Raw genomic sequence first — 25,632 nt, 5'->3', positions numbered from 1 at the left:
ATCATGGCTAATGACACTAATAAGCGCTTTTCGCACGCCACGATCGAGAGAAATACCGGGCTGCTGATCATCCTGAGTATTTTGGTGATTTCCTTCGCGGGTCTGGTGCAGATCGTTCCTTTGTTCTTTCAACACTCGACGACGCAGCCCACTGAAGGGATTGAGCCCTACGAGCCTTTGCGACTGATGGGGCGTGACATCTACATCCGTGAAGGGTGTGTGGGCTGTCACTCGCAGCAAATCCGCATGCTGCAATCCGAAGTGCAGCGTTACGGCCCCTATTCGCTGGCAGGGGAGTCCGTCTACGACCACCCCTTCCTGTGGGGTTCCAAACGTACCGGTCCTGATCTGGCTCGCGTCGGTCAGCGCTACAGCGATGAGTGGCACCGCATCCACCTGCGCAATCCACGCAATGTAGTTAAAGAGTCCAATATGCCTGCCTACCCATGGCTGCAGAAAAACTCGGTGGAAGGTGCAAATATCCAGGACCGCATGAAGGTGCTGCGCACCTTGGGCGTGCCCTACACGCAAGAACAAATTGATGCCGCTCCCGAGCAGCTGGTAGGCAAGACCGAAGAAGACGCGGTTGTCGCCTATCTGCAGGGCCTGGGCGTGGCCAGTCGCGACGCAGCTGCCAAGGCTGTGGAGCAGGGGAGCTTCTAAATGGTAGCCATCATCAACGGTGTCATGACTGTTTTGGCGATGGCGACCTTCCTTGGAATTTGCTGGTGGGCGTTCTCTCGGGGACGCCGCCAGGCCAACGAAGAAGCCGCGCTTCTGCCTTTCGCCTTGCCCGACGAGGGAAGCAACGATAAAAACCCTGGGGGTTCCGAATGAGTGACTTTTTTAATAATGGCTGGAGCCTCTGGATTTCCGGCATTGCCTTGCTTGGCATCATATTTTGTTTGTGGTTGCTGTTTACCCAGCGTGCATTTCTGGGCAAAACAGTCGATGTAGAAGAGACCGGTCACGTCTGGGACGGTGATCTGACAGAGCTCAATACACCGGTGCCTCGCTGGTGGACCGTGATGTACATCGGTCTGTGTGTGTTTGCTCTGGGTTATCTGGTGCTGTATCCCGGCCTGGGCAGTTTCAAGGGCACGCTGGGCTTTACCGCGGGTCAGCAGGTCAAACAGCAACAGGCCGAGATCAATGCTCGCCTGGAGCCGGTTTATGCCCGTTACCGTGACATGCCCATCGAAGAGATCGCTCGCGATCAGGAAGCCCGGGAAATCGGCCAGCGCCTGTTTCTGAACAACTGTGCTCAATGCCACGGATCGGATGCCCAAGGTTCCCCCAGCTTTCCCAACCTGGCCAACAAAGCCTGGTTGTGGGGCGGTGAACCCGAGCAGATTCTGCACACCATTACGGAAGGCCGTACCGGCATGATGCCGCCACAAGCCCAGTTCACTCCTGCTGAAGCCTCGGATGTGGCCCAGTACGTGCGCTCCTTGTCTGGCCTGGCAGCAGATCCTTTGCGGCTGGTCGCTGGCAAACGCGTGTATGACAGTGCATGTTTTGCCTGTCACGGCGCTGATGGCAAGGGCAACACCTTGTTGGGCGCCCCTGACCTGACTGATGACTACTGGCTGTATGGCAGTTCCGAAGCCACGATTGTGCAGACAGTCTTGCAGGGCCGCACCAACCAGATGCCGGCACAAAAGGGCACACTGACTCCCGAGCAGATTCGTTTGTTGGCCGGTTGGGTCTGGGGTTTGTCCAATAATGCCGAGCCTGCCCAGGCCAACTAATGTGTTTTAAATTGATCTGACGCCTTCAGGACTTGCAATGAGTAGCGATTCTTCCCAACCCGGCGCTGATAACGCGCAGGGAAATGTGCCCAAGTGGCAACCTCCACGTAACACCAAGGGAGCGGGTGGAACCTCTCCGCAAGTCGAGAAGGCGCTGGTCGATGTACGCAGTAAAATCTATCCACGATCCGTCAAGGGCGTTTTCGCCCGCTGGCGGATCTGGATGGTGTATTTCACGCAGATCATTTTCTATGGTCTGCCCTGGTTGGAATGGCATGGGCGTCAGGCTGTGCTGTTTGACCTGCTGGAGCGCAAGTTCTACATTTTTGGCATGATTCTGTGGCCTCAGGACGTGATCTACCTGACGGTGCTGCTCCTGATATCGGCCTTTTCCCTGTTTCTTTTCACCGCCATGGCAGGCCGCCTGTTCTGTGGCTACGCCTGTCCGCAAACGGTCTACACTGAAATTTTCATGTGGGTCGAGCGCAAGGTGGAAGGGGATCGCCTGGCACGTATCCGCTTGGATGAGCAAGCCTGGAATGCCAGAAAATTACGTCTCAAAGCAACCAAGCACTTTTTGTGGATTGTGATTGCTTTGTGGACCGGCTTTACCTTCATCGGCTATTTTGCGCCTATCCGCGAGCTCGGTGGCGAGCTGATCAATCTGTCTCTGGGGCCCTGGCAGTGGTTCTGGCTGTTGTTCTACGCCTTTGCCACCTGGGGTAACGCGGGTTTCATGCGTGAGGCGGTCTGCAAGTACATGTGCCCCTATGCACGCTTTCAAAGCGCCATGGTGGACAGCGATACCTTTGTGGTGACCTACGACTTCGTGCGGGGTGAAACCCGCGGCGGACGATCTCGCAAGATTGACCACAAAGAAGCCGGCATGGGCGACTGTGTGGACTGCAGCCTTTGTGTCCAGGTCTGTCCGACCGGCATTGATATCCGGGACGGGCTGCAGTACATGTGCATTGGCTGTGGTGCCTGTGTGGACGTCTGTGATCAGGTGATGGACAAGATGGGGTATGAGAAGGGCCTGATCCGCTATACCTCCGAGCGGGCCATCAAAGAGCGCATGACCCAGTCTCAGGTACGCCGTCGGATGCTGCGCCCGCGTGTGGTGTCGTACATTCTGATTCTGGCCGTAATCTGTGGCGCCTTTGTCTATACCCTGGCCACGCGCACGCCGATGCGGGTTGACGTCATTCGTGATCGCGGTGCCCTGGGCCGTGAAGTGCCGGGGGGCATGATTGAGAACGTGTTCCGTCTGCAGGTGATCAATACCTCGGAAGAGGCTATGGAGCTGCAGTTATCCGTTACCGGGCTGGAAGGGGCGCGCATTCACTTGACCGAGAATGGCCAGGATCATATCCGGGTGGCACCTGCTGGCAATAGACTGCTGCCTGTCGTGGTGCAAGTCCCAATTAGTAGTGCCAAGCCGGGCCTGTATGATATTTCCATTCAGGCGGTGGGCGAGCACGAGGATGGCCGCAAGACGTACGTGACCGAACGCAGTAGTTTTTACATTCCTCAGTAATTTTATAAAGAGCAAAACATGGACGAATCAAAGGACAGTGGACCCTGGTGGCGTGAGCCGTGGCCCTGGTTGTTGATGGCGGGGCCGGCTCTGGCTATCGTGGGCTGCGTCATTACGATTGTGCTGGCCTTCCAGAATTTCAGTAATCAAGGCATTACCGATGGCGGGGTCAAGCAGGGTCTGGTTGTCAGCAAGGTAGAGTCTGCCCCCGAGCAGCACTAAATGTAGTCGTTTCACCGTTACGCTAGGGTTGAGAGAAGTATGTTTCCGTTCAAGAAGGGGGTACGAATGACCATCCGATCGTTGATGTGGATACTGTGGCCTTCATTCCTGGTTGCCGGGGTGCTCAGTGCAATCGTGTTTGCTTTGGTGGACCCGTTGGACATCGTTGTGCTTGGACATATGCAAGTAGATCGACTGGCCTTTTATACGGTGGCGTTTTTCCTGTTCTGGCTGGCTGCCGCAGTGGCCTGTGCGCTTAGTTTGTACATGTCCTCCGGTTCGCCTGCGGCATTGGCTGAACCGGCAGATAGTCTGGACTGACCCAAGCTCTGGTCTGGCCATAAAAAAAGCACATGCTAAACAGCATGTGCTTTTTTTTGGGCTTGTTGTCTGGGAACGCGTGCAGGTCGCGCAAGCCTGTCAGGGGCGGCTTACCTGCTTTGCAGTGGAGCCGTCCGGCTTAATCGCATTCGGTGCCGGCCAGCGTGCGCAGGGCAGCCAGATCGAGCAGGTGAACTTCACGTTGGGAAATTTTCAGCAGGCCTTCACGCGCAAAGCGTGAGAACAGGCGGCTGACCGTTTCCAGTGTCAAGCCCAGGAAATTGCCAATTTCTTCGCGGCTCATGCGCAAAATGAATTCGTAGGGGGAGTAGCCAAGCAGCGACAAGCGCTGGGACAGGTTCAGCAAGAAAGCAGCCAGACGCTGCTCGGAACGCAGTCCGGCGAGCGTCAACATCAACTGATGGGCGCGGTTGATTTCCTTGCTCATCAGGCGACGGAATTGTTGCTGCAAGATGGGCAACTGGGCAGAGAGGCGGTCCAGATCATCCAGACGAATGACGCAGACTTCGCTGTCTTCCAAAGCGATGGCATGGGACACATGGCGATTTTCAACCAGGCTGTCCATGCCCAGGATTTCCCCTGGTAACAAAAAGCCCGTAATCTGGATGTGGCCGGTGGAATCTTCCAATTGCATCTTGATTGAGCCAGAGCGCAACCCATAGATTCCTTCGACCGAGTCGGCCAGCCGGAACAGCACGCCGCCTTTCGGGATGCGGATGCGCTCCTTGACCAGTTCGTCCAGCCGCTCCATTTCGTGCTTAGGCATCCCAAGAGGCAGACATACCTCATTGAGCATACAGCTGGAGCAGCGTATGGAGTCAGCAGTAACCGAGATACGTTTTTGCATAAGGAATAATGTCAGATGGCGAAACGCTAAATCTTTGAGTCAAATCAAGTGTAATTGTAGCTTTTTATTGGTTGTTATTCCCGTTAATCCTTAATATGTTTAGTTCTTAAGGCTCGCGGTGCGCAGTAAGCCGCTAGGGACGCCGTGTATGGCGCACTCAGTCTGCCTTTGCCGGGTTGTTGTTTAAAAGCGATCCAAACACTTGAATACTTGGTTTTTGTCCTTATCTTCAATTCATCCTGTTATTTGTTGCGAGATCTGGGCAAACAGTATTGAGTAACTGTTTGCTTTAGCTTATCGCATATTTTCTCAAGTGAAAATTCTATGCGAATCGATAAATTGACAACGAAGTTTCAACAGGCTCTGGCCGATGCGCAGAGCCTGGCTGTTCGCGAAGATAACCCTTACCTCGAACCGGCTCACGTGCTGGTTGCCTTGTTGGCGGATGCGGACTCGGGCACGGGCAGCTTGCTGGCCCGTGCGGGGGTGGCCATTCCCCGTCTGGAAAATGAACTCAATCGTCTGATTTCCAACTTGCCCAAGGTGCAAGGGGCGGAGGGGCAGCAGCAGCTCAGTTCCGCCTTGCAGGCTGCCTTGGCCAAAACCGACAAGGAAGCCGCGCAGCGGGGCGATACCTATATCGCCAGCGAGCTGTTCTTGTTGGCCCTGGCCGATGATAAAGGCGAGACCGGTCGCGCCCTGCGCGATGCCGGTCTGCAGCGCCGTGCGCTTGAAGCGGCCATCGAGGCCGTGCGCGGTGGCAGCAATGTGAATGACGCTGAAGGGGACAGCAACCGGGAAGCGCTGGAAAAGTATACGACTGACCTGACCGAGCGGGCCCGCCTGGGCAAGCTGGACCCGGTGATTGGTCGTGACGACGAAATTCGTCGCACCATCCAGATTCTGCAGCGTCGTACCAAGAACAATCCGGTACTGATTGGTGAGCCCGGGGTGGGCAAGACGGCGATTGTGGAAGGTCTGGCCCAGCGTATCGTGAACAATGAAGTGCCCGAGACCTTGAAGGGCAAGCGTGTTCTGGTGCTGGACCTGGCTGCCTTGCTGGCTGGTGCCAAATATCGTGGTGAGTTTGAGGAACGCCTGAAAGCGGTCTTGAAAGAGCTGTCCAAGGATGATGGCAAAACCATTGTCTTCATTGACGAGCTGCACACCATGGTGGGCGCGGGCAAGGCGGAAGGCGCCATGGACGCGGGCAATATGCTCAAGCCTGCTCTGTCACGGGGCGAGCTGCATTGCATTGGCGCCACGACCTTGAACGAGTACCGCCAGTACATCGAGAAAGACGCCGCCCTGGAGCGTCGCTTCCAGAAAGTGCTGGTCAACGAACCCGATATGGAGTCCACCATTGCGATCCTGCGCGGTTTGCAGGAGCGCTACGAACTGCACCACGGTGTGGCGATTACTGACCCGGCCATTGTGGCGGCGGCCGAGCTGTCGCAGCGTTACATTACGGATCGCTTCCTGCCCGATAAGGCTATCGACCTGATTGACGAGGCGGCAGCCCGCATTCGTATGGAGATCGACTCCAAACCCGAGGTCATGGACAAGCTGGATCGCCGCATCATTCAGTTGAAGATCGAACGCGAAGCAGTTATCAAGGATACAGACGAGGCGTCGCAACGTCGCTTGCAGGCCATCAACGATGAGATGGAAAAGCTGCAGCGCGAGTACAACGACTACGAGGAGGTCTGGAAAGCTGAAAAAGCAGCGGTCCAGGGCTCGCAAGTCGTTAAAGAGGAAATCGAGAAGGTGCGTGCCGAAATGGCCGAGCTGCAACGCAAGGGTCAGTTCGACAAATTGGCCGAGCTGCAATATGGCAAGCTGCCCGAGCTGGAAGAGCGCTTGAAAGCGGCCGAAGCCAATATGGACAAGGCTGATCAGGACAAGCCGCGCCTGTTGCGTACGCAGGTCGGTGCCGAGGAAATCGCGGAAGTGGTTTCGCGTGCAACCGGTATTCCTGTGTCCAAGATGATGCAGGGCGAGCGTGAAAAGCTCTTGCAGATGGAAGACTACCTGCATAAGCGTGTGGTCGGTCAGGGTGAAGCAGTACGGTTGGTGTCGGATGCCATCCGTCGCTCGCGTGCGGGTCTGTCTGATCCGTCCCGCCCATATGGTTCCTTCCTGTTCCTGGGGCCAACTGGTGTGGGCAAGACCGAGTTGACCAAGGCATTGGCCAACTTCCTCTTTGACTCCGAGGATCACATGATTCGTATCGATATGAGCGAATTCATGGAGAAACACTCGGTGGCCCGCTTGATCGGTGCGCCTCCTGGCTACGTGGGCTATGAGGAGGGCGGTTACCTGACCGAGGCCGTGCGTCGCAAACCTTATTCGGTGATTTTGCTGGACGAGGTAGAGAAAGCACACCCCGACGTCTTTAACGTGCTCTTGCAGGTGCTGGACGATGGACGTTTGACCGATGGCCAGGGCCGTACGGTGGACTTCCGCAACACGGTGATCATCATGACTTCGAACCTGGGTTCGCAGCATATTCAGCGTTTGTCGGGTGAGCCGTACGATGTGATCAAGGAAGTGGTGTGGGAGGAAGTGAAACAGCATTTCCGTCCTGAATTCCTGAACCGCATTGACGAGGTGGTCGTGTTCCACGGTCTGGAGGCAGAGCACATTGAGTCTATTGCGCGCATCCAGCTCGATCGTTTGGATCAGCGTTTGGCTCAGCGTGACATGCATCTGGAAGTCAGTGATGCTGCCTTGGCGCAATTGGCCAAGGCCGGATTTGACCCCGTGTTTGGCGCACGTCCGTTGAAGCGTGCTATTCAACAGCACATTGAAAATCCGGTGGCACGCCTGATTCTGGAAGGCCGATTTGGTCCTAAAGATGTGGTGCCTGTGGACTGGAAGGATGGCGAGTTCACATTTACGCGCAGCATCCAGTAAAGCAGCATGTGGCTGTGCTGGTAGGAATCAGGTTGTAACACCGCCAGCCAGAGTGCAAAAGAAAAGCGCCTTAGGTAACTAAGGCGCTTTTTCCTTGGGTGCCCCGTTCGCAGATACACTGGTGAGAACAGATTGAGCGGATCCCTGAAAGAGGGGGGCGGTCGCCATCCTCGTATCGGCTCTGGGGGCCGAACCGACGAACGGACACTTGCATAATCGCTGTTCAAGCTCGGGGAAGCTGTTTGGGTGCAAACTTCTTTACTGTGCGCGTGTCCGGAGGGACTTGTTCGATCAAGCGGACTTTGGAGCAGCCGCCGGGGGAGGCGTCAGGTCCAGTTCATCCTTGCCATAGAACTTCACGCCGATCTCGATGCGCGGGCGGCCCTGGGATCGACGGTGGCGGTTGGTGTCCCGCAGCGAATACACACAGCCGCAGTATTCCTGTTGATAGAAGTTCTCGCGCTTGCTGATTTCCAGCATGCGTTGCGAGCCGCCGCCTTTGCGCCAGTTATAAGTCCAGTACTTCATCTCCGGGTAACGGGCTGCGGCCCGTTCGCCGCAATCGTTGATCTGGTTCATGTCTTTCCAGCGCGAAATACCCAAGACGCTGGAAATAACGTCGTAGCCATGCTCATGGGCGTACAGGGCCGTGCGCTCAAAACGCATGTCAAAGCAGACCGTGCAGCGCTCGCCACGCTCAGGCGCGTGTTCCAGGCCACGTACGCGTTCAAACCAGTTGTCCACGTCGTAGTCGGCGTCAATGAACTCGATGCCGTGCTGCTGGGCAAAGCGGATATTTTCCTGTTTGCGCAACTCGTACTCGCGCACGGGGTGAATATTGGGGTTGTAGAAGAAAACGGTGTATTCGATCCCTGAGGCGTGCAGTGCCTCCATGACCTCGCCTGAACAGGGGGCACAGCAAGAATGCAACAGCAGTTTCTCGCGTTTTTCCGGCAGGGTTAAAACGGGGCGATTGAGCTGAGTGGACATGAATCTGAATCCGGGAAAAACGGCGTGCCGAGTCGGCCGCACAATAAATCGATGTGCCTATTGTAGATTCTTGGCAATATTTAGTGAAATCAATCTGTTGCCTTAGTACCCCAGTACTTCGTCCCAGAGTCGGGTGACCGCTTGTCGCTCCCGAGTCAGCTCGGTGAGGGGGACACGCGCTTTTTCCGCTCCCTCCAGGCGCAGGGCGTGCTGGCGGCGGCGCAACGCGCGATAGGCATCGGCCACGTCCTGGGCGTGGTCCACGGCAATCAGACCAGCTTGCGCAGCTATGCCCAGCAAGGCGATATTGCCCAGATTTTCCAGCAGCCTGGGGTGTTCACGGCTATAGCACAGCACCAGATACTGGGTGATGAACTCCACGTCCACCATGCCACCACGGTCGTGCTTGAGGTCAAATAGTTCGCTGCGATTAGGGTGCCCGGCACTGATCTTGTCACGCATATCCAGAATATCCGCGCGCAATTTACGACGGTCGCGCTCCATCAGCAAGATGGAGCGGCGGATTTCGTCAAACCGTTGTTTGATCTGCGTATCGCCCGTGACAAAGCGGGCGCGAGTGATGGCTTGATGCTCCCACGACCAGGCGCTGCGGGTTTGGTATTGTTCAAAGGCATCCACGCTGACGGCCAGCAAACCAGCATCGCCATCCGGGCGCAATCGCAGGTCAATATCATAGAGCCGACCGGAGGAGGTCATCGCTGACAACCAACTGGTCATGCGGCGCGCCAGCTTGATGTAGCGCTCTACATTGTCCTGGCTGGGGTCGTCGTACAAAAACACCAGATCCAGGTCCGAGGCGTAGCCGATTTCCTTGCCGCCCAGCTTGCCATAGGCAATAACCGCGAAACGTGGCGGGGTGTCGTGTTCAGGGCCCAGGCTGCGGGGGCGCGTCAGGGGCCAGGTGCGTTCCAATGTCTCCGCCAGCATCATATCGGCCAGGGCTGAGAGCTGGTCAGCCAGCGCCTCAACCGTCAGCACGCCCTCCAGATCCTGGGCCAGCAACTGGAAGGTGATCTGATGCTGCCAGTCCCGCATCATGTTCATTTGCTGTTCCACATCGGCCTGCCCGTCGGGCAGTCGGCAGGCGTCCAGGTCCCGACGCATTTGCTCGGACAGCGCGGGAAAGTCGGGAATTTCCATCAGTGAATGCCATTCGATCAGGCTATCGAGCAGCAGGGGGTATTGCGCCAGATATTGGGCGGCCCACGGACTGGCAGAGACGATCCGGGCGACACGGGCCAGGGTGTCGGGGTACTCGGCCAGCAGGGCCAGATAGGCACTGCGCTGGGCAATCAGCTCGATCAGATTAAATAGCCGGGTGGCGGTCACTTCCGGGTGTTCCGAGCGGTAGGCGTAGTCCTCGGCCAAGGGAATCAGACGCTGCACGCGGTCCAGGCTGGCATTGGGCAGGCTGCGCAGACGGTGGCTGTTCAGCAGCGCCTGACGCAACTGTTCAATGCGCTGCTGCAAGTCCTGATCTTGCTGGGCGCTGATTTCCGCGACCGGGGGGGCGGCCGCAGCGGGCTCGGCGCTTGCTTCTTCGCCCATGCCTGCCAGGCGAAAAGCGTTGCGGAAGGTATGCGAGACAAATTTTCTGTGCTGGCCCAGCTGCGCATCAAACTCGGCCAGGCTCAGCCCCAGCGTGGCAGCCAGCTCGCTGCGCAACGCATCGTCCTGCGGCAGCAAATGAGTCTGCTCGTCCTCCCGATACTGCAAGCGGTGTTCGACCCGTCGCAAGAAGGTGTAGGCCGCCAGCAGTTGGTCGCAGACTTCCTGATCGAGCAGGCCAGCCGCGCATTGGCCTTCCAAGGCCTTGTGCAGACTGGGTGTTTGCAAGGAAGGCTGTCGGCCACCACGTATCAGCTGATTGAGCTGGACCACGAATTCGATCTCCCGAATACCGCCATCGCCCAGCTTGATGTTGTGCCAGGTTTCCACGCCATTGCGATTCAGGGCCCGGCGTGTCCAGTCCTGGCGAATGCGTTCCCGCAAGCCGCGCAGGGCAGACAAGGCATCAAAATCGAAGTACTTGCGGTAAACAAAGGGCGTACGCAAGGCCTCGAAGTGATGGATATCGGCCGCACAGCGGCTGCCTTCAAACGCCTGTGCCTTGATGGGCCGTGCTTTGATCCAGGCGTAGCGTTCCCATTCCCGTCCCTGGTTGACCAGATAATTCTCCAGCGCCTGCATACTCCAGGCCAGTGGTCCGGAGTCGCCATCCGGTCGCAGACGCAGGTCGGTGCGAAACACCTGTCCAAAAGCATCGGTATCGGACAGCACGGGCATCATGCGCTGGGTGACCTTGCCGTAGAACTCATGATGACTCAGCGGGCGGCGACCCTCGGTTTCGCCGTCTTCGTCGTAGAGCATGATCAGATCAATATCCGAGGAGACGTTTAATTCCCCCCCGCCCAGCTTGCCCATACCCAGAATAATTATTTCCTGGGGCAGGCCAGTGTGCGGGTTTTTTGGGGTGCCATGCATCTCGGCCAGTTGCCTTGCCACGGTTTCATAGGCCTGCGCCACTGCCAGATCGGCCAGGCTGCTCATGGCCAGCATGACTTCTTCAAGCGGAGCCAGGCCATTGATATCCCGGATCATCAGCACCAGAAAGACGCGTTCCCGCAGTTGACGCAAGGCCTGGCGCACTTGTGCCAGGCGGTCATTGTCGGGCTCTGGCAGTAAAGTCCGATACCATTGAGCAATGAGAGCGGGGGTGACAGGGTGCTGGGCCTGCTCTTGCAGCCAGGTGCCAAATTGTGGCTGAGCGTTTACTTTTCGACGCAAGGGGCCGGACCATTGCATCACGGGCTTCAATATAATGGACTGGCTCATACGATAAGAGGCTTTTCGGAGAAGGGAAGACGGCAAGTGGGATCACTTGTCTGACTGGGCCGGAAATGGCCGCATTTAACTATACTCGGGAATTGAATGCATGGTAGTTCGAGGGCTTGTGCGACTGGCGCTATTGCTCTATTTTGCGCTAATGCTGGGCCTGGTTGGCGTGCGCTACCTGCTCGTTCCCCAACTGGATAATCTGCGTCCGTATCTGGAGCAGAAAATCACCGAGCAAACCGGCCTGCACGTCCAGATGCACGAGTTAAAAGGCAGCTGGCAGGGCTGGAACCCGCATCTGTCCATAACCCAGCTGTCCGTGGCCGAACCGGGCCAGGCGCCTATGTTGCAGTTGCCCAGCTTGCAGGCCGTCATCAGCTGGAAGTCGCTCTTTAGCGGCTCGCTGCAGCTGCGCCAGCTCGATGTGCAGGGTTTGACCATACCCCTACGGCGCGATTCCCAGGGCCAGATTCTGGTGATGGGACAAAGGCTGGATATGAACGACGATAGCGTCGATACCAGCCCCCAGGCCTGGCAAGGTCCGGTTCGTTGGCTGCTGCAACAGCGGGGCGTTCGTATCCAGGGTACTTCCTTGCAATGGCAGGATGATTTGCGGGGCGCACCGGCCTTGAATCTGCCGTCCATTGAACTGCAGATCGGCTATCGCCAGGGCTGGCATGAGGTCAGTCTGACCACGGCCTTGCCGACCAATCTGGGCGAGTCCGTCGCCCTGGCCTTGCGGGTGCAAGGCCAGCGTCGTTTGCCCGAGCATGTGGACGTGATGGGCTTGCCCTGGGAAATGACGGTGCAGGCCAAGGCAGTGGATACGCCGGCCTTGCGTCCCTGGTTGGACATCCCTGCGGCTCTGGACAGGGCTTGGGTGGATCTGCATGCCCAAGCCAGCCAAGCCGACGCGGCCCCGTCCATTCAGATGCAACTGTTGGCTCAACTGCGTGATCTTGCCGTGCGCACCGAGCATGAGGAGCGGGTCCAGCTGGAGCATGCCGTTGTGGAGCTGGAAGGCAGCCTGAGCGATATGCAGGCCTTGGTCCAGGGCAAAGCCAGTGACGATGTGCAGTGGGCGGTGACGATGGATGGCTTGGGCTTGCGGATACCAGACCTGTTTGCTCAGCATGTGGGTGTGGATCAGCTAAAAGCGCAGGGCACAGCACATCGCGATGAGCTGGCCAGACTGGGCCTGAATACGATGATGGTAAATGTGCGCAATGCGGATCTGGATGCGCAACTGTCCGGCAACTGGCGTGAGGACGGCCAGTTTGAGGCCGGTGTGGCGGATTGGACAGGGCAATTCCAGTACCTGAATCTGGCCGCTTTAGTGAACTATCTGCCCTTGACGGTGAATCCTCTGGCGCGTGAATGGATGCAGGCGGGGCTGGTGCAAGGCGCTGTCACCCAGGGCACGATTCGGCTACGGGGCGGGCTGGATACCTTTCCCTACGGTCTGAATCCGGAGGATGGTCAGTTTGAAGTGGCCGGTGCGCTGGATAAGGGGATTGTGGATTATCAGCCGGCCCGCCCCCAGCGTCTGGCCTGGCCTCGGCTGGAAGGCGTGCAGGGCAGCATTCGCATGCATAACGACAATCTGGATATTCTGGCGCAGCAGGCTCGCATGCCTATTGCCCAGCAGCAGGATATCGTCATGCGTGATATTCAGACCCACATTCGCTCCCTGGAGCAAGACAGTGTCTTGACCCTGGAAGGGGTGTCGCAGGCGCCGGCCGGCAGTTATCTGGCCTTGGTGCATCAGTCTCCCTTGAATGATCTGTTAGATGGGTTGCTGGCTGACAGCCGGGTGATGGGAGACTGGACGGTGCCCATCACATTGCAGATTCCTTTGGACAATGCCGACGATGCGCAGGTCCAGGGCCTGATCCAGATGAAGGATGGCAAGTTTCAGTTCATGCCCGAGGCTCCCCCTTTGACGGCATTGAAAGGGGAACTGGCCTTTAATGAGAAGGGGGTCAGCGCCCAGACCTTGACGGGCAGGCTGCTGGGAGGAGATGCGCAGATCCAGGGAATACTGGAGCCAGGTAGGCCTGGCCTGCGCCTGAGCGGCACCCTGACCTCGCAAGGCCTGGAGCAGTATCTGGGGTTGAAAGGCTTGCAGCGTCTGCAGGGTCAGACAGCCTATAGCGTGCTGATGAAACTGGATGCCAAGGGAGCGTTTTCCTTGGGGGCAGAGTCCGACCTGAAGGGGCTGGCATTGAATTTGCCCGAACCTTTTCAGAAGCCGGCTGAACGGGCAGCCCAATTGAAAGCGGACTGGAGCAGTGATTCTGCCGCCAAAATGGATCGCTTGCAGATCAGTCTGAGAGACAGGCAGACCTTTTTGCTCAATTTGCTCCACGCTCAAGGCTCGCGCCAGGGCAGCTACTTCCACAGTGGCAGCATGGGAACGCCAGAATGGGTGACATGGCCTCGACGTGGTCTGGAACTGCGTAGTCGCTACGATCGCATGGATCTGGATGCGTGGGAACAGGTGGTTCAGGAGTTTGGCCAGAATCTGGATGGCAGTCCCGTGGCCCCTTCCGCTCGTCCTTTGCTGCCCTTGCTGGAACGGGTGCAGCTGAATGCAGACCAGGCATGGTTACGGGGACAGAGGCTGGATCAGCTGGAGCTGCAAAGCAACGAGGATGCCGCAGGCAGGGTGTCCCTGCGCTTGAAGGCCCGGCAGGCCCAGGGGCAGGTGCAGGCGCAGCATCGTGATGGTCGTTATACCGGTTTGTTTAACGCCCATTTTTCCCATTTGCATATTGATGGTCAGCGGCCCGATTGGGCGTGGCCCGATGCCGATGTGCCGACGGATGATGATTTGAGCCTGCCGGCTATCTCGCTAAAGGTGGATGACCTGCAGATTCAGGGCATACGGTTTGGCACCTTGCAAGCCATGGGTAAGCCGGCGGGCGCCGGGGCCACGTGGCGGCTGGAGAATTTTTCGCTTAGCGCTCAGGGCATGCATTTGCAGGGCTCGGGTTCCCTGGCCTTGCGCGGGCCCCAGCGCGGTCTGGAGCTGATTGCCAATAGTCAGGTGGCTAATCTGGGTGAGTTTGTGGATGTGAGTGGCTTGCTGACCGAGTCGATCAAGAATGGGGACGGGACCATACAGGCCGCCTTGTTCTGGAGCGATTTCCCCTGGTCGCGCGACAAGCGCAATATCAGCGGCCAGTTTAACGTGGACCTGAAAAAAGGGCGCTTTATCAGTTTGAACTCACGCTCGGCAAAACTGTTGGAGTTGCTCAGCTTGCAGTCCATCTCGCGCCTGAGCCGGCTTGACCTGGATTTGTTCGGGGCGGTGAAAGACGGTTTTGCTTTTGATAGTCTCACCGGACGCATGAATCTGTCTCAGGGCAAGCTGGAGTTGGACAATTACCAGATTAAGGGGCCAGCCGGGGAGATCAAGCTGAAAGGCTGGATCGACATCAAGGATGAAACCCTGGATCTGATTGCGGTGGTCAGCCCGAATCTGGACATGAGCGGGGCAGCAATTGCGGCGTACTTTGCTGTCAATCCGATGGTGGGGGTAGGGGCCATGCTGACCCAGTGGTTGATGCAGGTGCCGATGAGCAGTCACTTGTCCGTCACTTATGCAGTGAGCGGCAAGGTAGATGATCCCCAGCTCAAAGAGCTGGACGCCCCGGCTGTGAATACGGCTGGAAAAGACAAGCAACCCCGGATTGAGCCTTGATCGCCACGATCGGCTTTCCAGGCGCCTGGCATGATGCCCGGTAAGCCTGGCGATGGTTTTTGGGGGCCGTTTCCCTCGTGTGAGCTGGTTTTTGTAGGGTAGGCCGATGCGCGTGAGAAGACTGAAGCAATGTGGAGCCTTGCTGTTTTTGGCAGGATGGGTTTTCAAGGGGGCGGCAGCCAGTCCTCAATCTGTCGTGCAGACTGCGCAAATGCTCGAACAATCCTTAGGCGCTCGTGTCGGTTTGGCGGTGCTCGATACGGCGGACGGGCATGTATGGCAGTACCGGGCCAATGAACGATTTCCCATGGCCAGCACCAGCAAGCTGGTGATCTGTGCGGCTTTGCTGGCCCGAGGGCCAGGCGCCATGAAGGCGGCCTGGCGGGTCAGGCAGGAGGCTGTCCTGTCTTATGCCCCCACTACCAAAGATCGGGTGGGTGAGCAGATACCGGCGGATCAATTGTGTGCGATCACGATGCGCAACAGCGACAACACGGCTGCCAATGGGGTCCTGGAGATTCTTGGCGGGCCCGCGGCCGTCACTTCTTTCCTGCGCAGCGTGGGCGATACGGTGACGCGTCTGGATCGCAATGAGCCCAGCTTGAATGAAGCCGCGCCCGGCGACCCGCGTGACACGACCAGCCCTTATGCCATGGTGCAGACCTTGCATCGTCTGGCCCTGGGCGATGCACTGAAAGCAGCGGGCCGCGATCAGCTGATTGGCTGGCTACGTCGTAACGAAGTGGGTGGACCCTTGTTGCGGGCTGGCGTCCCTGAACGCTGGGCGGTGGCGGACCGAACCGGGGCAGCGGCTTACGGCACACGCGGTGTCGTGGCGGTGATGTGGCCCCCTGAACGCGCGCCGCTGGTGGCTGCCGTCTACATTACGGAAACCCAGGCTTCTATGGATGAGCGCAACGCGGCCATCGCCACGATTGGCAAGGCTATTGCAGCGGCGGTGGAACAGAAAGCGCAGCCCTGATCACCGGGCAGGCACCGGCGGCGGGATGCCTAACCCGCCTGACGCTCCAGCATTTCATCCAATGTTGCGTAATAGCTCATGGACGCATGGCGCAGGTTCGTGCGTACATGCTCGCGCGCCTGTTCCGGGTTCTTGTCCAGAAAGGATTGCAGGATGCCACGGGTTGCCTGCATGGATAGCTCCCGATAGCGTGTATCGCGCAAGGTGGCCAGACGCACGGCTTCCACGTGATCGCTCAGACGCAGAATCATGGTGCTCAAGTGCGGGTTGGGGCACAGGGTGATCCAGCCTTCCCGAAACGCATCGTTGGCAATCATGTATTGCATGGGGTCTGCCGCGGCATGGGCTTTTTCGGCTGCATTGGCGGCCTTGTTCATCAGGGCTAGCCCCTCCAGACTGGCTTGCAGGCAGGCAGCGGCAGCCGCTTCAGGCTCCAGCAACATCCGTATTTCAAAAATCTGCGCAATATCAGCCGGGGTGAAGCGCCGCAGCATGAAGCCGCGCGAGGTGCCTTCCAACAGCCCTTCGTTGGTCAGTTGCAGCAAGGCTTCGCGCACAGGCATGCGTGAGACCTGCAGCTCAGCTGCAATTTCGTGGTCGACCAGGCGATCGTCATAGCGGATGTCACCACTGCGCATGCGGCTGCGCAGGTGTTTGTAGACCTGCTGGCGTATGTTCAGTTTGGGGGCGGCAGGCTGGTTTTTACTCATTGGATTTGGGCAAGACGGTGAACAGGCAGTCGACGTGCCGTCCCTGTGCACAGCAGTGTTTCTCCTGCACCTGGACGTGCTGATCGTAAATCAGTTGGCCGACGGCTGTAAGCATACCAACGATAGGCCGGCACAGGGGCCGATCATGGGCGCCAAATCCTTTGGCAAAGGGGCTGTTTGTCACGCGGACCTGTAAACCGCCTGCGCGCTGCGTTTGAATATCCCAGTTTCCCCAGCCCAGTTGTGCCGAGATGTGGGCAATGCTGTCGAGCAAAGCCTGCGGGTCGTGATGGATAGCTTCCCAGTAGGCCTTGGCGGACAAACCGCCTTGCTCCCTGACAGCCTGTCCCAAGGCGTCCAGCGCCTGTGTGCGAGCGGGCTCATCCAGCCGGCGAAACAGCCCCATCAACACGTCGGCACGCAGCATCACGTAGCGCCGATCGGCATCCAAAATCTGGCCCTGAGCCGTATCCCAGTTCAATCTGTCTCTAAATTTAGTCATTTTTCATAAAAAGTATATTGTTTTGTTTTCTGATAATAGATTGATATTAAAGAAAATAAATTATAGGGAAAACCATTATCCATTTAATTTAAGAATAAACTATATACTTTTTGCGAGGCGGATTGACGCTGGAATGAAGTCATAACAAAAGGGGACAAATGGTGAAAGCGTTGCGAAAAAGCGTGATGGGCCTGGCCTTGGGAGCGGCCTTGATGATGGGGTGGGGAGCGGCCAGCCAGGCAGCGGGAAGCGAGTTGAAAATTGCGTTCCCCGTGGATATTCCCTCCTGGGATCCGACTTCGGTCACTTTTCCTGCTGGTCAGTCGATTTACAAGGCCGTGTTTGACTCCCCCCTGTTTGTGGGTGACGATTTGCAGGTGGCACCACGCCTGATTGAGTCCTGGGAATGGGTGGATGAGCAAGGCAAGGCCTTGAAGGTGAAGCTGCGCGACAAGGTGAAATTCCATGACGGCAGCGACATGACGGCCGAAGATTTGAAGTTCACCTTTGATCGTGCGATCAACAAGAAAACCCTGGCACTGAATGGCATGCTGCCCACCTTGAAGTCGGTGGAGGTGACCGGCCCGCTGGAAGCGATTATCCATTTCAGCTCGCCCACCCCAACGGCTCCCAAAGGTTTGGCCTTTTTGTCGGCCTATATCCTGCCCAAAGCCTATTTCGAAAAGGTCGGGGAGGAGCAATTCCTGAAGCGTCCGATTGGCGCAGGCCCGTACAAGCTGAGCGATTATCAGCGGGGTTCCCGCATCACGCTGGAAGCCTTTGAGGACTACTGGCAAGGCGCGCCCGACTTGAAGCAGGTCGTGTTTGAAATTGTGCCGGACTCTTCAGCGCGCGTCGCAGCGGTTGAGTCGGGTCGGGCAGATGTCTCGGTTCAGATTCCGGTGCGCGAAATCAGCCGTCTGGAAAAGAATCCCAAGCTGGAAGCCAAGGTCTACCCCTATAGCGAGATCTACATTTTGCAAATGCCCAGCTATGTAGACAGCTTCAAGGATGTGCATGTGCGTCGTGCCATGAACATGGCAATCGACAAGGCCGGCCTGTCCCGTGCCTTCTACAAAAATGTCGCCCAGCCCTTGTCGGTTCTGGCCACCAAGGGCTCGCCCGGAGATGTACCTGATCTGAACATTCCTTTCGACAAGAAAGCGGCGGTTGAGGAACTGGCCAAAGCGGGCTACAGCACGCAAAACCCGTTGACCATTACCTTGTATTCCACCAATAACACCTTCCCCTCGGATTATGACCTTGCCCGTGCGGTGGCGCAGATGTGGAGCCAGATTGGCGTGCAGACCACCGTGGAGGAAATTACCGTGGCCAAGTATCTGGAGCTGAGCCATTCGTCCAAATTGACGGGGGTGATGCTCTATAGCTGGGCCAATGCCACCGGTGATCCGGAAATTTTTACCGGCCGTATTCTGGACCCGCGTCTGCGGTTTTCCACCTGGAAGGAGGAGCGTCTGGCAGGCACGCTTGATGAGCTGAATCGCCAGATGGACGAGGAAAAACGCGTAGCGGGCTATCAGGCCTTGAACCGCGAAGCGGCCCAACAAGCATGGAGCCTACCGGTCCTGCAGTCCATTTCCACCATTGCCTACAAGAAGGGCCTGAAGCTCAATACCTATCAGACCGGCTACATTCTGCCGCAAGAGTATTCCTGGCAGTAAACCGTTCATGCACCCCGCAGCCTCAGGCGGTGGGGTGACCTACCGGGCTCCCCCCGGACGTATTTTCTCCTGCGGTTCTTTTCATGAAAAACGTTTGCTTCCTGATGGCGCGCAAGCTCGTCTTCGTGCTGGTGACGGCGTTTGTGCTGTCCATGATTGTGTTCTTCATGCTGCGCGTCATTCCAGCAGATTCGCTGGGCATGATGCTGCCGCCTTCGGCGACCGAGGCCGATGCGCAGGCGCTGCGTGTCGAGCTGGGCATGGATGGCTCGGCCTTGCACCAGTACCAGGTTTGGTTGAGCGGTGTGTTTCGCGGCAATCTGGGTAACTCCATCTTCTTTCATCAGCCTGTGACTGGCTTGCTGGCCCAGGCTTTGCCACCCACTTTGGAGCTGGTCGGTGTCAGCTTGCTGATGGCCTTGTTGATCTCGATTCCCGGCGGCATTGTGTTGTATCTGCTGGATAAGAAGAAGATCGAGTTCGTGGCCGATTTTGTGCTGGTCTTGCTCTTGTCCGTCCCCTCTTTTCTGTGGGGCATCATTTTGATCGTGGTGTTTGGCGTGCTGTTTCCGGTGCTGCCTTTTATGGGGCGCATGGAAGGCACGCCCGTGGTGGACGGCGGCACGGGTTTTCTTTTGCTTGATCTGCTGTTGCGGGGGCAATGGCAAGCCTGGTGGGATGCCTTTTCCCATCTGCTCTTGCCGGCCTTGGCGTTGGCGCTGGCATTTAGCCCCATTGTGATTCGCGTGCTGCGCTCCAGCCTGATCGAGACGGCTACCAGCCAGTACGTGAACGTTGCGCGTTTGCGCGGTGTACCGGAGTGGCGGGTATTGCTGGGGCATATGCTCAAGAATGCGGCGCTGCCCACTTTGACCTTGATTGGGGTGCAGTTTGGTTTTCTGTTTGGCGGCACCTTGCTGATCGAAGTCATTTTCTCTTTCCCCGGCATCGGCAATCTGATGGTGCAAGCCATCAAGAACCATGACCTTCCCCTGATTCAGGGGGTGGCCCTGGTGTTCTGTCTGATGGTGCTGGTCGTCAACTTCTGTGTCGATGGTTTGTACAGCGTTATGAATCCACGTTTGAGGTCTGCATGAGCACGCATTCACCTTCTTTCTGGCAGGCGCGGCTGCGGCCGGTGCTGGCCCATCCCAAGGTGCTGATTGGCGGCGTCCTGGTTCTGATCTTCTCGCTGGTGGCCTTGTTTGCCCCTCTGTTGGCGCCTAATGATCCCAATGCCCAGGATCTGCTGGCCACACTCTTGCCCCCGGCCTGGCAGGAAGGCGGGTTGGCTCAGTACCCCTTGGGCACGGATGGCCTGGGGCGTTGCATTTTGTCCCGGCTGATTTATGGCAGTCGCGTGGCCTTTCAGGTTGCCGTGACGGCAGCAGCTGGCACGATGATTCTGGGTACGGTGCTGGCGATCTTGGCCGGCTACCTGGGCGGCTGGTTCGATCGGGGTGTCAGTTCCCTGGTCGTGTTGTGGATGGCTTTTCCGCCCGTGGTGTTTTCCATGATGCTGATGGTCGGTCTGGGAACCGGTTTGTTCAATGTGATTCTGGCTGTGGTGCTGGTGGACTGGACCCGTTTTTATCGCGTGGTCCGGGCCGAGGTTCTGGTGGTGCGCCAGCGTGACTATGTGTATGCGGCACATCTGCTGGGTTTTTCGCACCTGCGTATCATGCTGCGCGAAGTGCTGCCCAGCGTGGCGCCCTTGATCGTGACCCTGTTCAGTCTGCAGATGGGGGTGGCCATTGTGGTCGAAGCTATTCTGAGCTTTGTCGGGCTCTCTGTTCCTTCGGATGTGGTGGCCTGGGGAGTGATGCTGGCCGATGGCCGTGACCAGATTTATCAGGCGGGCTGGGGACTGATGGCGCCTGTGATCGGCATTGTGTTTGCAGTGCTGGGTTTTAATTTGCTGAGTGATGGCTTGCGTACCACGCTCGATCCTCGGCTCAAGCAACGGGGAGCACACTGATGAGCGTGCCGGTGATTGAATTCAAGCAAGTCAGTGTCTCGGTGCCGGTACAGGGGCAGTCGGTAGAGCTGTTGCGCAAGGTGTCGTTTGCGGTGCAGGCAGGTCGCACCTTGGGGCTGGTCGGAGAGTCTGGTGCAGGCAAGAGCATGATAGGGCGGGTGATCTCGGGCATGTTGCCCAGCAATCTGCGTTTGTCCTCGGGGCAGGTCTGTTTTCAGGGCTCGGTGGTGACGGGCGCACAAATGCGCCGCCTGCTGGGTCGCAAAGTGGCCTTTGTCCCGCAGGAACCCTTGTCCTCGTTAAATCCGGTGCTGACCATACGTCAGCAAATGTTCGAGCACCTGGCTCGACTGGGTATTCCTCGTGCATCGCGTGAACAATACTGCCTGGAGCGTCTGCATGAAGTGGGGCTGCCTGATCCGCCGTCCATGCTGGGACGCTATGCCCATGAGCTTTCAGGAGGGCAGTGTCAGCGTATCTTGATTGCCATGGCCTTTTCCGGCGACCCCGAACTGATTGTGGCCGACGAACCGACTACAGCCCTGGATGTGATTACCCAAGCGCAAATTATCCGGATTTTGCGTGAGGTTCAGCAGCGTCACCAAACTGCCGTAATTTTGATTACGCATGACTTGCGCATGGCCGCCCATGTCTGTGACGAGGTCGCCGTGTTGTACGCCGGAGATGTGGTTGAGCAAGGTCCTGCCGCCGATGTTCTGGACATGCCCTTGCATCCGTATTCCTGGGCCTTGAAAAATGCGACGCCGGCCTTGAATGGCCTCTTGTATGCCTTGCCTTCTTTGGCTGACATCATGCCGGGTTTGAAAGACATGCGGGATTTGCCCGGCTGTCGTTTTGCGCGGCGTTGTCCTACTCGAAATGCAAGCTGTGAACAACGTGCGCCCGCGTTGGCAGCGGTCAAGCCAGGCCACTGGGTAAGTTGTGCCGGTCCCTGCATGACGGGTGATGTGGCGGCGCAAGCCCAGTTGCATGTCTTGCCGCAAGCGCCGTCTGAAGAGTTGGCCCCATTGGTGGAGTTTCAGAATGTGGAGCGCAGCTACCGAGTGACGCGCAATGGTCGCCGCAGCCTGATGTATGCCTTGCGGCCCCTGTCCTTGAGCGTACGTCCCGGCGAGATGGTCGGTGTGGTGGGCGAAAGTGGCAGTGGCAAGAGTACCGTCGCCCGTTTGATGGTGGGTTTGCTGCAGCCCAGCGGTGGGCAAGTGCTGGTGCAGGGCCAGTCCCGGGAGCAGTTTGCCAAAGGCCAGGGCGCGTCCTTGTCGCAGACGATTCAGATGGTGTTTCAGGACCCTGATTCGGCTCTCAATCCACGTCGCAGCGTTCAGCAGCTGGTTACGCAGGTTCTGGAGTTGCAGCCGGGCATGACACCGGAGCAGCGCCGCCTGAAAGCGGACGAGTTGATGAAGCAGGTCGGCCTTGCCCAGGATGCCGGTCTGCGTTTCCCCGCGGAGCTGTCCGGCGGACAAAAGCAACGGGTGAACATCGCCCGCGCCTTGTGTGTGCAGCCGCGTTTGCTGGTGGCCGATGAGATTGTGTCGGGACTCGATGTATCGGTGCAGGCTTTGATTCTGAATCTTCTGTTGCGTCTGAATAAAGAACTGGGCGTGGCGGTGGTGTTCATTTCTCACGATCTGTCCGTGATTCGCTATCTGTGTACACGGGTGCTGGTAATGAAAAACGGCGAAGTGGTGGAGCAGGGCAATACCGCAGAGGTATTTGCTGATCCGCAGCACCCCTATACCCGCGTTTTACTGGGCAGCGTGCCGCCAGACGACTCCAGCCAGATCTGGCCCGCGCCCCTGGTCGGCCCGCGCCAGATGCCTGGTGAGATCGCGCCCGCTCTCGTACCCGCCATGGCGGTCTGAATCCCGTTTTACTCGTATTTACAGGAAGCACTATGAGTTATGCCAATAACGAGGCCGCCTTGTCGGGCCTGACCCAGGATCATCAAGTCCATCGGGATGCCTATCTGGACGAGGACGTTTTTCAACTTGAAATGGAACGGCTGTTCAGCCGTGCCTGGCTCTATGTGGGCCATGAAAGTCAGGTGCCCAAGACGGGCGACTATGTTTCGGTGACCCTGGCGCAAAGCCCTGTCATCATGCTGCGTCATAGCGATGGCTCGGTGCGGGTGGTGATGAATCGTTGCGCCCACAAAGGCGCCAGACTGGTCAGCGAATCCAGCGGTAATGTGGGCAAGATGCTGCGTTGTCCCTATCACGCCTGGACCTATAAGCTGGATGGCTCGTTGCTGGCCGTACCGCTGAAAAATGCCTATGAAAACACGGAGTTTTCACAGTGTCCGGCCGCTGGCGGCCTGTCCACGCCGGGGGCGGTGGAAAGCTATCGCGGCTTTGTGTTTGCCCGTCTCAGCAAGGAAGGGTTCAGCCTGCAAGAGTATTTCGGTGATGTGCTGCAGGCCTTGGACAATATGGCGGATCGTTCTCCGGAAGGGGAGTTGCAGGTGGCGGGCGGTTCGATTCGAACCGTCATCAACTGCAACTGGAAGATGTACATGGAGAACATCAACGACACGGTGCATCCCATCTCTACCCATGAGTCCGCCTCCAGCTCGGCAGCCAAGGTGGGTGAAGTCTTCAAGGAGGAAGACCCTACCGCGCTGGAGCAATTGCTGCCCTTTGGCTCGGGCTATGACTTCTATTCCCGTATGGGTGTGGAAACGTATCCGAATGGGCACAGCATTCTGGGCACCAAGTTCAGCATTCATACCGATTACTCGGGCATTCCGGGCTATGAGGCCATGATGAAAAAGGCCTGGGGCGAGGAAAAAGCAGGTCGGGTGCTGGGCTTCAATCCGCAGAATGTGGTGTTTTATCCCAGCATGGCGGCCAAGGGGTCGCCGCAGATCATCCGTGTGCTGCGGCCTTTGGCAGTGGACCGGACCTTGCTGGAAGTGTGGGTGTTTCAACCCAAAGGGGCACCGCGTGAAATGCTGGATCGTGGTCTGAGCTATAGCCGTCTGGTCTATTCGCCCATGAGTGTGGTGGCGCACGATGATGTGCATTTGTTCGAGAGCCAGCAAGCCAGCCTGAAAGCCCAAGGCAATCCGTGGGTGAATCTGCTGCGTCAATACGATGCGCAGGAACGCGAGCAGGACAAGGGCAGTTTCGACGATGCCAATAACGAATGGGTCATACGTAACCAATACCGTGCCTGGAAACAAGGCATGAAGCAGCAGGAGCAGGAATGATGGGGATAGCGCATGAGCAGGGCCCACGGATTGGTCAAGTGCAGGCTGCCCAGCAAGGTCAGCAACAGCAACAAGTGCATCCGCAGCAAAGCCAGGAGCAAGGTCGGCGTCTGGACCAAACGACGAACCTGCAACAAAGCCTGCAGAACTTCGTATGGCAAGAGAACGCCTTGCTGGATGAAGGACGTTTTGATGAATGGTACGAGCTGTTTGCGCAAGATGGCTTGTACTGGATTCCGGGTGAATCCGGCCAGGAAAGCCCCGACGGACGCATGTGCATTGCTTTGGAAAACCGCATGTTGATGCGCTTGCGTATCGACCGCCTGTCGCATCATCGTGCCTTTTCCTTGCAGCCCGGCGTGCGTGGTCTGCGCGTGATTCAAAACCCGCGTGTTCAATCTGAACATCCTGACGAGGATGGCTGCTATTGCGTGCGCACCAATCTGATTTATTCGGAGTATCAGAAGCAAAAAACCGAGATTCTGCCGGCTACTGCCTCCTACCGTTTGCGCGCTGTTGATCAGGACTGGGAGATCGTGGAGAAGCGAGTGGACTTGTTGAGTGTGGATGGTTATTTGCCCACCATTCAGCTCTTCATTTAGGCGGCCTATGCACATGACTGACACGACACCCCGCTATCGCAGCCTGTCTTGTGAGGACATGGACGACAGCATGGCTTACCGCCTGCTGACGTCCCTGATCGTGCCGCGCCCGATTGCCTGGGTTTGTAGCTTGGAGGAGTCGGGCAGTGTGAATCTGGCCCCCTTCAGCTCCTTTAACTACGTGGCGCACAGCCCGCCGATGCTGGCGATCAATATCAACCGCAATGAGGACGGCAGCCTGAAAGATACGGCCCGTAATTTGCAGGCGAATAAGGAATGTGTGGTGCAGTTATGCCGCCAGTCTGATCTGGCTGCGGTTCATGCCAGTGCGGCAGCCTTGCCCCCCGGTCAGAGCGAGGTAAAGGAGTTGGGCATGAATCTCGTGCCCAGCCAGCATGTGCGTGTGCCCCGTCTGGATGGGGCAGCCGTGCAGATGGAGTGCAAGCTGGATCAGGTGGTGGATTTGGGGCGAGGTGTGAACCAACTGCATATTCTGGAAGTGCTGGCTTTCCATGTGGATTCATCCTTGATGGACGAAAAGGGGAAAGTGGATCTGGAGGTGTATCGGCCTTTGGCTCGGTGGGCTGGGCCGTATTATTGCGAGCGGGGAGGGATTTTTCAGCCTTGACTTCAATGATGGGCCGTTGTGAGCCTTCTGCGGTTCGTTTTTGGTGGACAACCAGAGCCGGTCCACAGCAGCGTACGTTGCGGGGCTGAGGCCTTTACCAAATGTGCGACGGACCCTACCCCTTTGGGATAGCCATAAAAAAAACCGCC

The 25,632-nt window shown here is 57.6% G+C and carries 21 protein-coding genes; 16 read left to right on the top strand and 5 right to left on the bottom strand.

The window, feature by feature from the left end; genetic code table 11:
* Positions 1-3: 3 nt before the first annotated feature.
* The 6 genes from ccoO (at position 4) to VF694_RS02230 (ending at position 3,831) form a co-directional block, all read left to right on the top strand.
* Positions 4-663, top strand: coding sequence for a cytochrome-c oxidase, cbb3-type subunit II (gene ccoO, locus VF694_RS02255; protein WP_003799225.1), 660 nt, complete (start codon positions 4-6; stop codon positions 661-663).
* Positions 664-837, top strand: a complete 174-nt coding sequence (locus tag VF694_RS02250; RefSeq protein WP_003799228.1) for a CcoQ/FixQ family Cbb3-type cytochrome c oxidase assembly chaperone — start codon at positions 664-666, stop codon at positions 835-837.
* The gene (gene ccoP, locus VF694_RS02245; protein WP_059318834.1) at positions 834-1,751 is read left to right on the top strand and encodes a cytochrome-c oxidase, cbb3-type subunit III; all 918 of its coding nucleotides are present in this window, start codon (positions 834-836) and stop codon (positions 1,749-1,751) included. The genes VF694_RS02250 and ccoP overlap by 4 nt, the downstream gene beginning before the upstream one ends.
* A 37-nt stretch (positions 1,752-1,788) precedes the next feature.
* Positions 1,789-3,288 carry a cytochrome c oxidase accessory protein CcoG gene (gene ccoG / locus VF694_RS02240; protein WP_003799232.1) on the top strand — a complete coding sequence of 500 codons (1,500 nt, stop codon included), beginning with the start codon at positions 1,789-1,791 and terminating at the stop codon, positions 3,286-3,288.
* A gap of 18 nt (positions 3,289-3,306) precedes the next feature.
* Positions 3,307-3,510, top strand: coding sequence for a FixH family protein (locus VF694_RS02235; protein ID WP_003799234.1), 204 nt, complete (start codon positions 3,307-3,309; stop codon positions 3,508-3,510).
* 66 nt (positions 3,511-3,576) lie between these two features.
* Positions 3,577-3,831: a hypothetical protein gene (locus VF694_RS02230; RefSeq protein WP_003799236.1), complete on the top strand. Its 255-nt coding sequence runs from the start codon at positions 3,577-3,579 to the stop codon at positions 3,829-3,831.
* 139 nt (positions 3,832-3,970) lie between these two features.
* Here VF694_RS02230 and VF694_RS02225 read toward each other — a convergent pair whose 3' ends face one another.
* On the bottom strand, positions 3,971-4,699 hold the full coding sequence (locus tag VF694_RS02225; RefSeq protein ID WP_003799238.1) for a helix-turn-helix domain-containing protein: 729 nt from the start codon (positions 4,697-4,699) through the stop codon (positions 3,971-3,973).
* 324 nt (positions 4,700-5,023) lie between these two features.
* Between VF694_RS02225 and clpB the strand changes: the two genes are divergently transcribed.
* Positions 5,024-7,615 carry an ATP-dependent chaperone ClpB gene (gene clpB / locus VF694_RS02220; RefSeq protein ID WP_440163636.1) on the top strand — a complete coding sequence of 864 codons (2,592 nt, stop codon included), beginning with the start codon at positions 5,024-5,026 and terminating at the stop codon, positions 7,613-7,615.
* A gap of 291 nt (positions 7,616-7,906) precedes the next feature.
* Here clpB and VF694_RS02215 read toward each other — a convergent pair whose 3' ends face one another.
* Positions 7,907-8,605, bottom strand: a complete 699-nt coding sequence (locus VF694_RS02215) for an epoxyqueuosine reductase QueH (RefSeq protein WP_003799242.1) — start codon at positions 8,603-8,605, stop codon at positions 7,907-7,909.
* A 102-nt stretch (positions 8,606-8,707) separates the two neighbouring features.
* On the bottom strand, positions 8,708-11,461 hold the full coding sequence (gene glnE / locus VF694_RS02210) for a bifunctional [glutamate--ammonia ligase]-adenylyl-L-tyrosine phosphorylase/[glutamate--ammonia-ligase] adenylyltransferase (protein ID WP_440163634.1): 2,754 nt from the start codon (positions 11,459-11,461) through the stop codon (positions 8,708-8,710).
* Between the two features lie 100 nt (positions 11,462-11,561).
* On the opposite strand from glnE, the gene VF694_RS02205 reads away from it, so the two are divergent.
* Entirely contained in the window at positions 11,562-15,167 is a 3,606-nt protein-coding gene (locus VF694_RS02205; RefSeq protein ID WP_440163633.1) for a YhdP family protein, read from the top strand.
* A gap of 211 nt (positions 15,168-15,378) precedes the next feature.
* Positions 15,379-16,149, top strand: coding sequence for a class A beta-lactamase (bla, locus tag VF694_RS02200; RefSeq protein WP_440163632.1), 771 nt, complete (start codon positions 15,379-15,381; stop codon positions 16,147-16,149).
* A gap of 29 nt (positions 16,150-16,178) precedes the next feature.
* Here the strand turns inward: bla and VF694_RS02195 are convergent, their stop codons facing one another.
* Both VF694_RS02195 and VF694_RS02190 read right to left on the bottom strand, forming a co-directional pair.
* The gene (locus tag VF694_RS02195) at positions 16,179-16,859 is read right to left on the bottom strand and encodes a GntR family transcriptional regulator (protein ID WP_003799251.1); all 681 of its coding nucleotides are present in this window, start codon (positions 16,857-16,859) and stop codon (positions 16,179-16,181) included.
* On the bottom strand, positions 16,852-17,361 hold the full coding sequence (locus VF694_RS02190) for a 4-vinyl reductase (protein ID WP_240208577.1): 510 nt from the start codon (positions 17,359-17,361) through the stop codon (positions 16,852-16,854). The genes VF694_RS02195 and VF694_RS02190 overlap by 8 nt, the downstream gene beginning before the upstream one ends.
* 158 nt (positions 17,362-17,519) lie before the next feature.
* Here VF694_RS02190 and VF694_RS02185 point away from each other — a divergent pair, with 158 nt between their 5' ends.
* From VF694_RS02185 to VF694_RS02155, 7 genes are all read left to right on the top strand, one after another.
* The gene (locus VF694_RS02185; RefSeq protein ID WP_003799254.1) at positions 17,520-19,043 is read left to right on the top strand and encodes an ABC transporter substrate-binding protein; all 1,524 of its coding nucleotides are present in this window, start codon (positions 17,520-17,522) and stop codon (positions 19,041-19,043) included.
* A gap of 83 nt (positions 19,044-19,126) precedes the next feature.
* Positions 19,127-20,140, top strand: coding sequence for an ABC transporter permease (locus VF694_RS02180; RefSeq protein WP_059318839.1), 1,014 nt, complete (start codon positions 19,127-19,129; stop codon positions 20,138-20,140).
* Positions 20,137-21,021 carry an ABC transporter permease gene (locus VF694_RS02175; protein WP_003799258.1) on the top strand — a complete coding sequence of 295 codons (885 nt, stop codon included), beginning with the start codon at positions 20,137-20,139 and terminating at the stop codon, positions 21,019-21,021. The genes VF694_RS02180 and VF694_RS02175 overlap by 4 nt, the downstream gene beginning before the upstream one ends.
* Positions 21,021-22,907, top strand: a complete 1,887-nt coding sequence (locus VF694_RS02170) for a dipeptide ABC transporter ATP-binding protein (RefSeq protein ID WP_440163629.1) — start codon at positions 21,021-21,023, stop codon at positions 22,905-22,907. Before VF694_RS02175 ends, VF694_RS02170 begins: the two co-directional genes overlap by 1 nt.
* 32 nt (positions 22,908-22,939) lie before the next feature.
* The gene (locus VF694_RS02165; protein WP_003799263.1) at positions 22,940-24,253 is read left to right on the top strand and encodes an aromatic ring-hydroxylating dioxygenase subunit alpha; all 1,314 of its coding nucleotides are present in this window, start codon (positions 22,940-22,942) and stop codon (positions 24,251-24,253) included.
* The gene (locus VF694_RS02160) at positions 24,250-24,855 is read left to right on the top strand and encodes an aromatic-ring-hydroxylating dioxygenase subunit beta (protein WP_131070677.1); all 606 of its coding nucleotides are present in this window, start codon (positions 24,250-24,252) and stop codon (positions 24,853-24,855) included. The genes VF694_RS02165 and VF694_RS02160 overlap by 4 nt, the downstream gene beginning before the upstream one ends.
* A gap of 13 nt (positions 24,856-24,868) precedes the next feature.
* Positions 24,869-25,483, top strand: coding sequence for a flavin reductase family protein (locus tag VF694_RS02155; protein WP_440163627.1), 615 nt, complete (start codon positions 24,869-24,871; stop codon positions 25,481-25,483).
* Positions 25,484-25,632: the final 149 nt, after the last annotated feature.

Source organism: Alcaligenes sp. Lyrl_28, from assembly GCF_051948705.1.
Lineage (GTDB): Bacteria > Pseudomonadota > Gammaproteobacteria > Burkholderiales > Burkholderiaceae_B > Alcaligenes > Alcaligenes ammonioxydans.
This window is presented reverse-complemented; position numbering and strand designations above follow the sequence as displayed.

What these genes read in the sequence shown, in the direction of transcription:
- ccoO (WP_003799225.1), top strand. Translation starts at nt 4, where the DNA reads ATGGCTAATGACACTAATAAGCGCTTTTCGCACGCCACGATCGAGAGA.
- VF694_RS02250 (WP_003799228.1), top strand. Translation starts at nt 664, where the DNA reads ATGGTAGCCATCATCAACGGTGTCATGACTGTTTTGGCGATGGCGACC.
- ccoP (WP_059318834.1), top strand. Translation starts at nt 834, where the DNA reads ATGAGTGACTTTTTTAATAATGGCTGGAGCCTCTGGATTTCCGGCATT.
- ccoG (WP_003799232.1), top strand. Translation starts at nt 1,789, where the DNA reads ATGAGTAGCGATTCTTCCCAACCCGGCGCTGATAACGCGCAGGGAAAT.
- VF694_RS02235 (WP_003799234.1), top strand. Translation starts at nt 3,307, where the DNA reads ATGGACGAATCAAAGGACAGTGGACCCTGGTGGCGTGAGCCGTGGCCC.
- VF694_RS02230 (WP_003799236.1), top strand. Translation starts at nt 3,577, where the DNA reads ATGACCATCCGATCGTTGATGTGGATACTGTGGCCTTCATTCCTGGTT.
- VF694_RS02225 (WP_003799238.1), bottom strand. Translation starts at nt 4,699, where the DNA reads ATGCAAAAACGTATCTCGGTTACTGCTGACTCCATACGCTGCTCCAGC.
- clpB (WP_440163636.1), top strand. Translation starts at nt 5,024, where the DNA reads ATGCGAATCGATAAATTGACAACGAAGTTTCAACAGGCTCTGGCCGAT.
- VF694_RS02215 (WP_003799242.1), bottom strand. Translation starts at nt 8,605, where the DNA reads ATGTCCACTCAGCTCAATCGCCCCGTTTTAACCCTGCCGGAAAAACGC.
- glnE (WP_440163634.1), bottom strand. Translation starts at nt 11,461, where the DNA reads ATGAGCCAGTCCATTATATTGAAGCCCGTGATGCAATGGTCCGGCCCC.
- VF694_RS02205 (WP_440163633.1), top strand. Translation starts at nt 11,562, where the DNA reads ATGGTAGTTCGAGGGCTTGTGCGACTGGCGCTATTGCTCTATTTTGCG.
- bla (WP_440163632.1), top strand. Translation starts at nt 15,379, where the DNA reads ATGCTCGAACAATCCTTAGGCGCTCGTGTCGGTTTGGCGGTGCTCGAT.
- VF694_RS02195 (WP_003799251.1), bottom strand. Translation starts at nt 16,859, where the DNA reads ATGAGTAAAAACCAGCCTGCCGCCCCCAAACTGAACATACGCCAGCAG.
- VF694_RS02190 (WP_240208577.1), bottom strand. Translation starts at nt 17,361, where the DNA reads ATGACTAAATTTAGAGACAGATTGAACTGGGATACGGCTCAGGGCCAG.
- VF694_RS02185 (WP_003799254.1), top strand. Translation starts at nt 17,520, where the DNA reads ATGGTGAAAGCGTTGCGAAAAAGCGTGATGGGCCTGGCCTTGGGAGCG.
- VF694_RS02180 (WP_059318839.1), top strand. Translation starts at nt 19,127, where the DNA reads ATGAAAAACGTTTGCTTCCTGATGGCGCGCAAGCTCGTCTTCGTGCTG.
- VF694_RS02175 (WP_003799258.1), top strand. Translation starts at nt 20,137, where the DNA reads ATGAGCACGCATTCACCTTCTTTCTGGCAGGCGCGGCTGCGGCCGGTG.
- VF694_RS02170 (WP_440163629.1), top strand. Translation starts at nt 21,021, where the DNA reads ATGAGCGTGCCGGTGATTGAATTCAAGCAAGTCAGTGTCTCGGTGCCG.
- VF694_RS02165 (WP_003799263.1), top strand. Translation starts at nt 22,940, where the DNA reads ATGAGTTATGCCAATAACGAGGCCGCCTTGTCGGGCCTGACCCAGGAT.
- VF694_RS02160 (WP_131070677.1), top strand. Translation starts at nt 24,250, where the DNA reads ATGATGGGGATAGCGCATGAGCAGGGCCCACGGATTGGTCAAGTGCAG.
- VF694_RS02155 (WP_440163627.1), top strand. Translation starts at nt 24,869, where the DNA reads ATGACTGACACGACACCCCGCTATCGCAGCCTGTCTTGTGAGGACATG.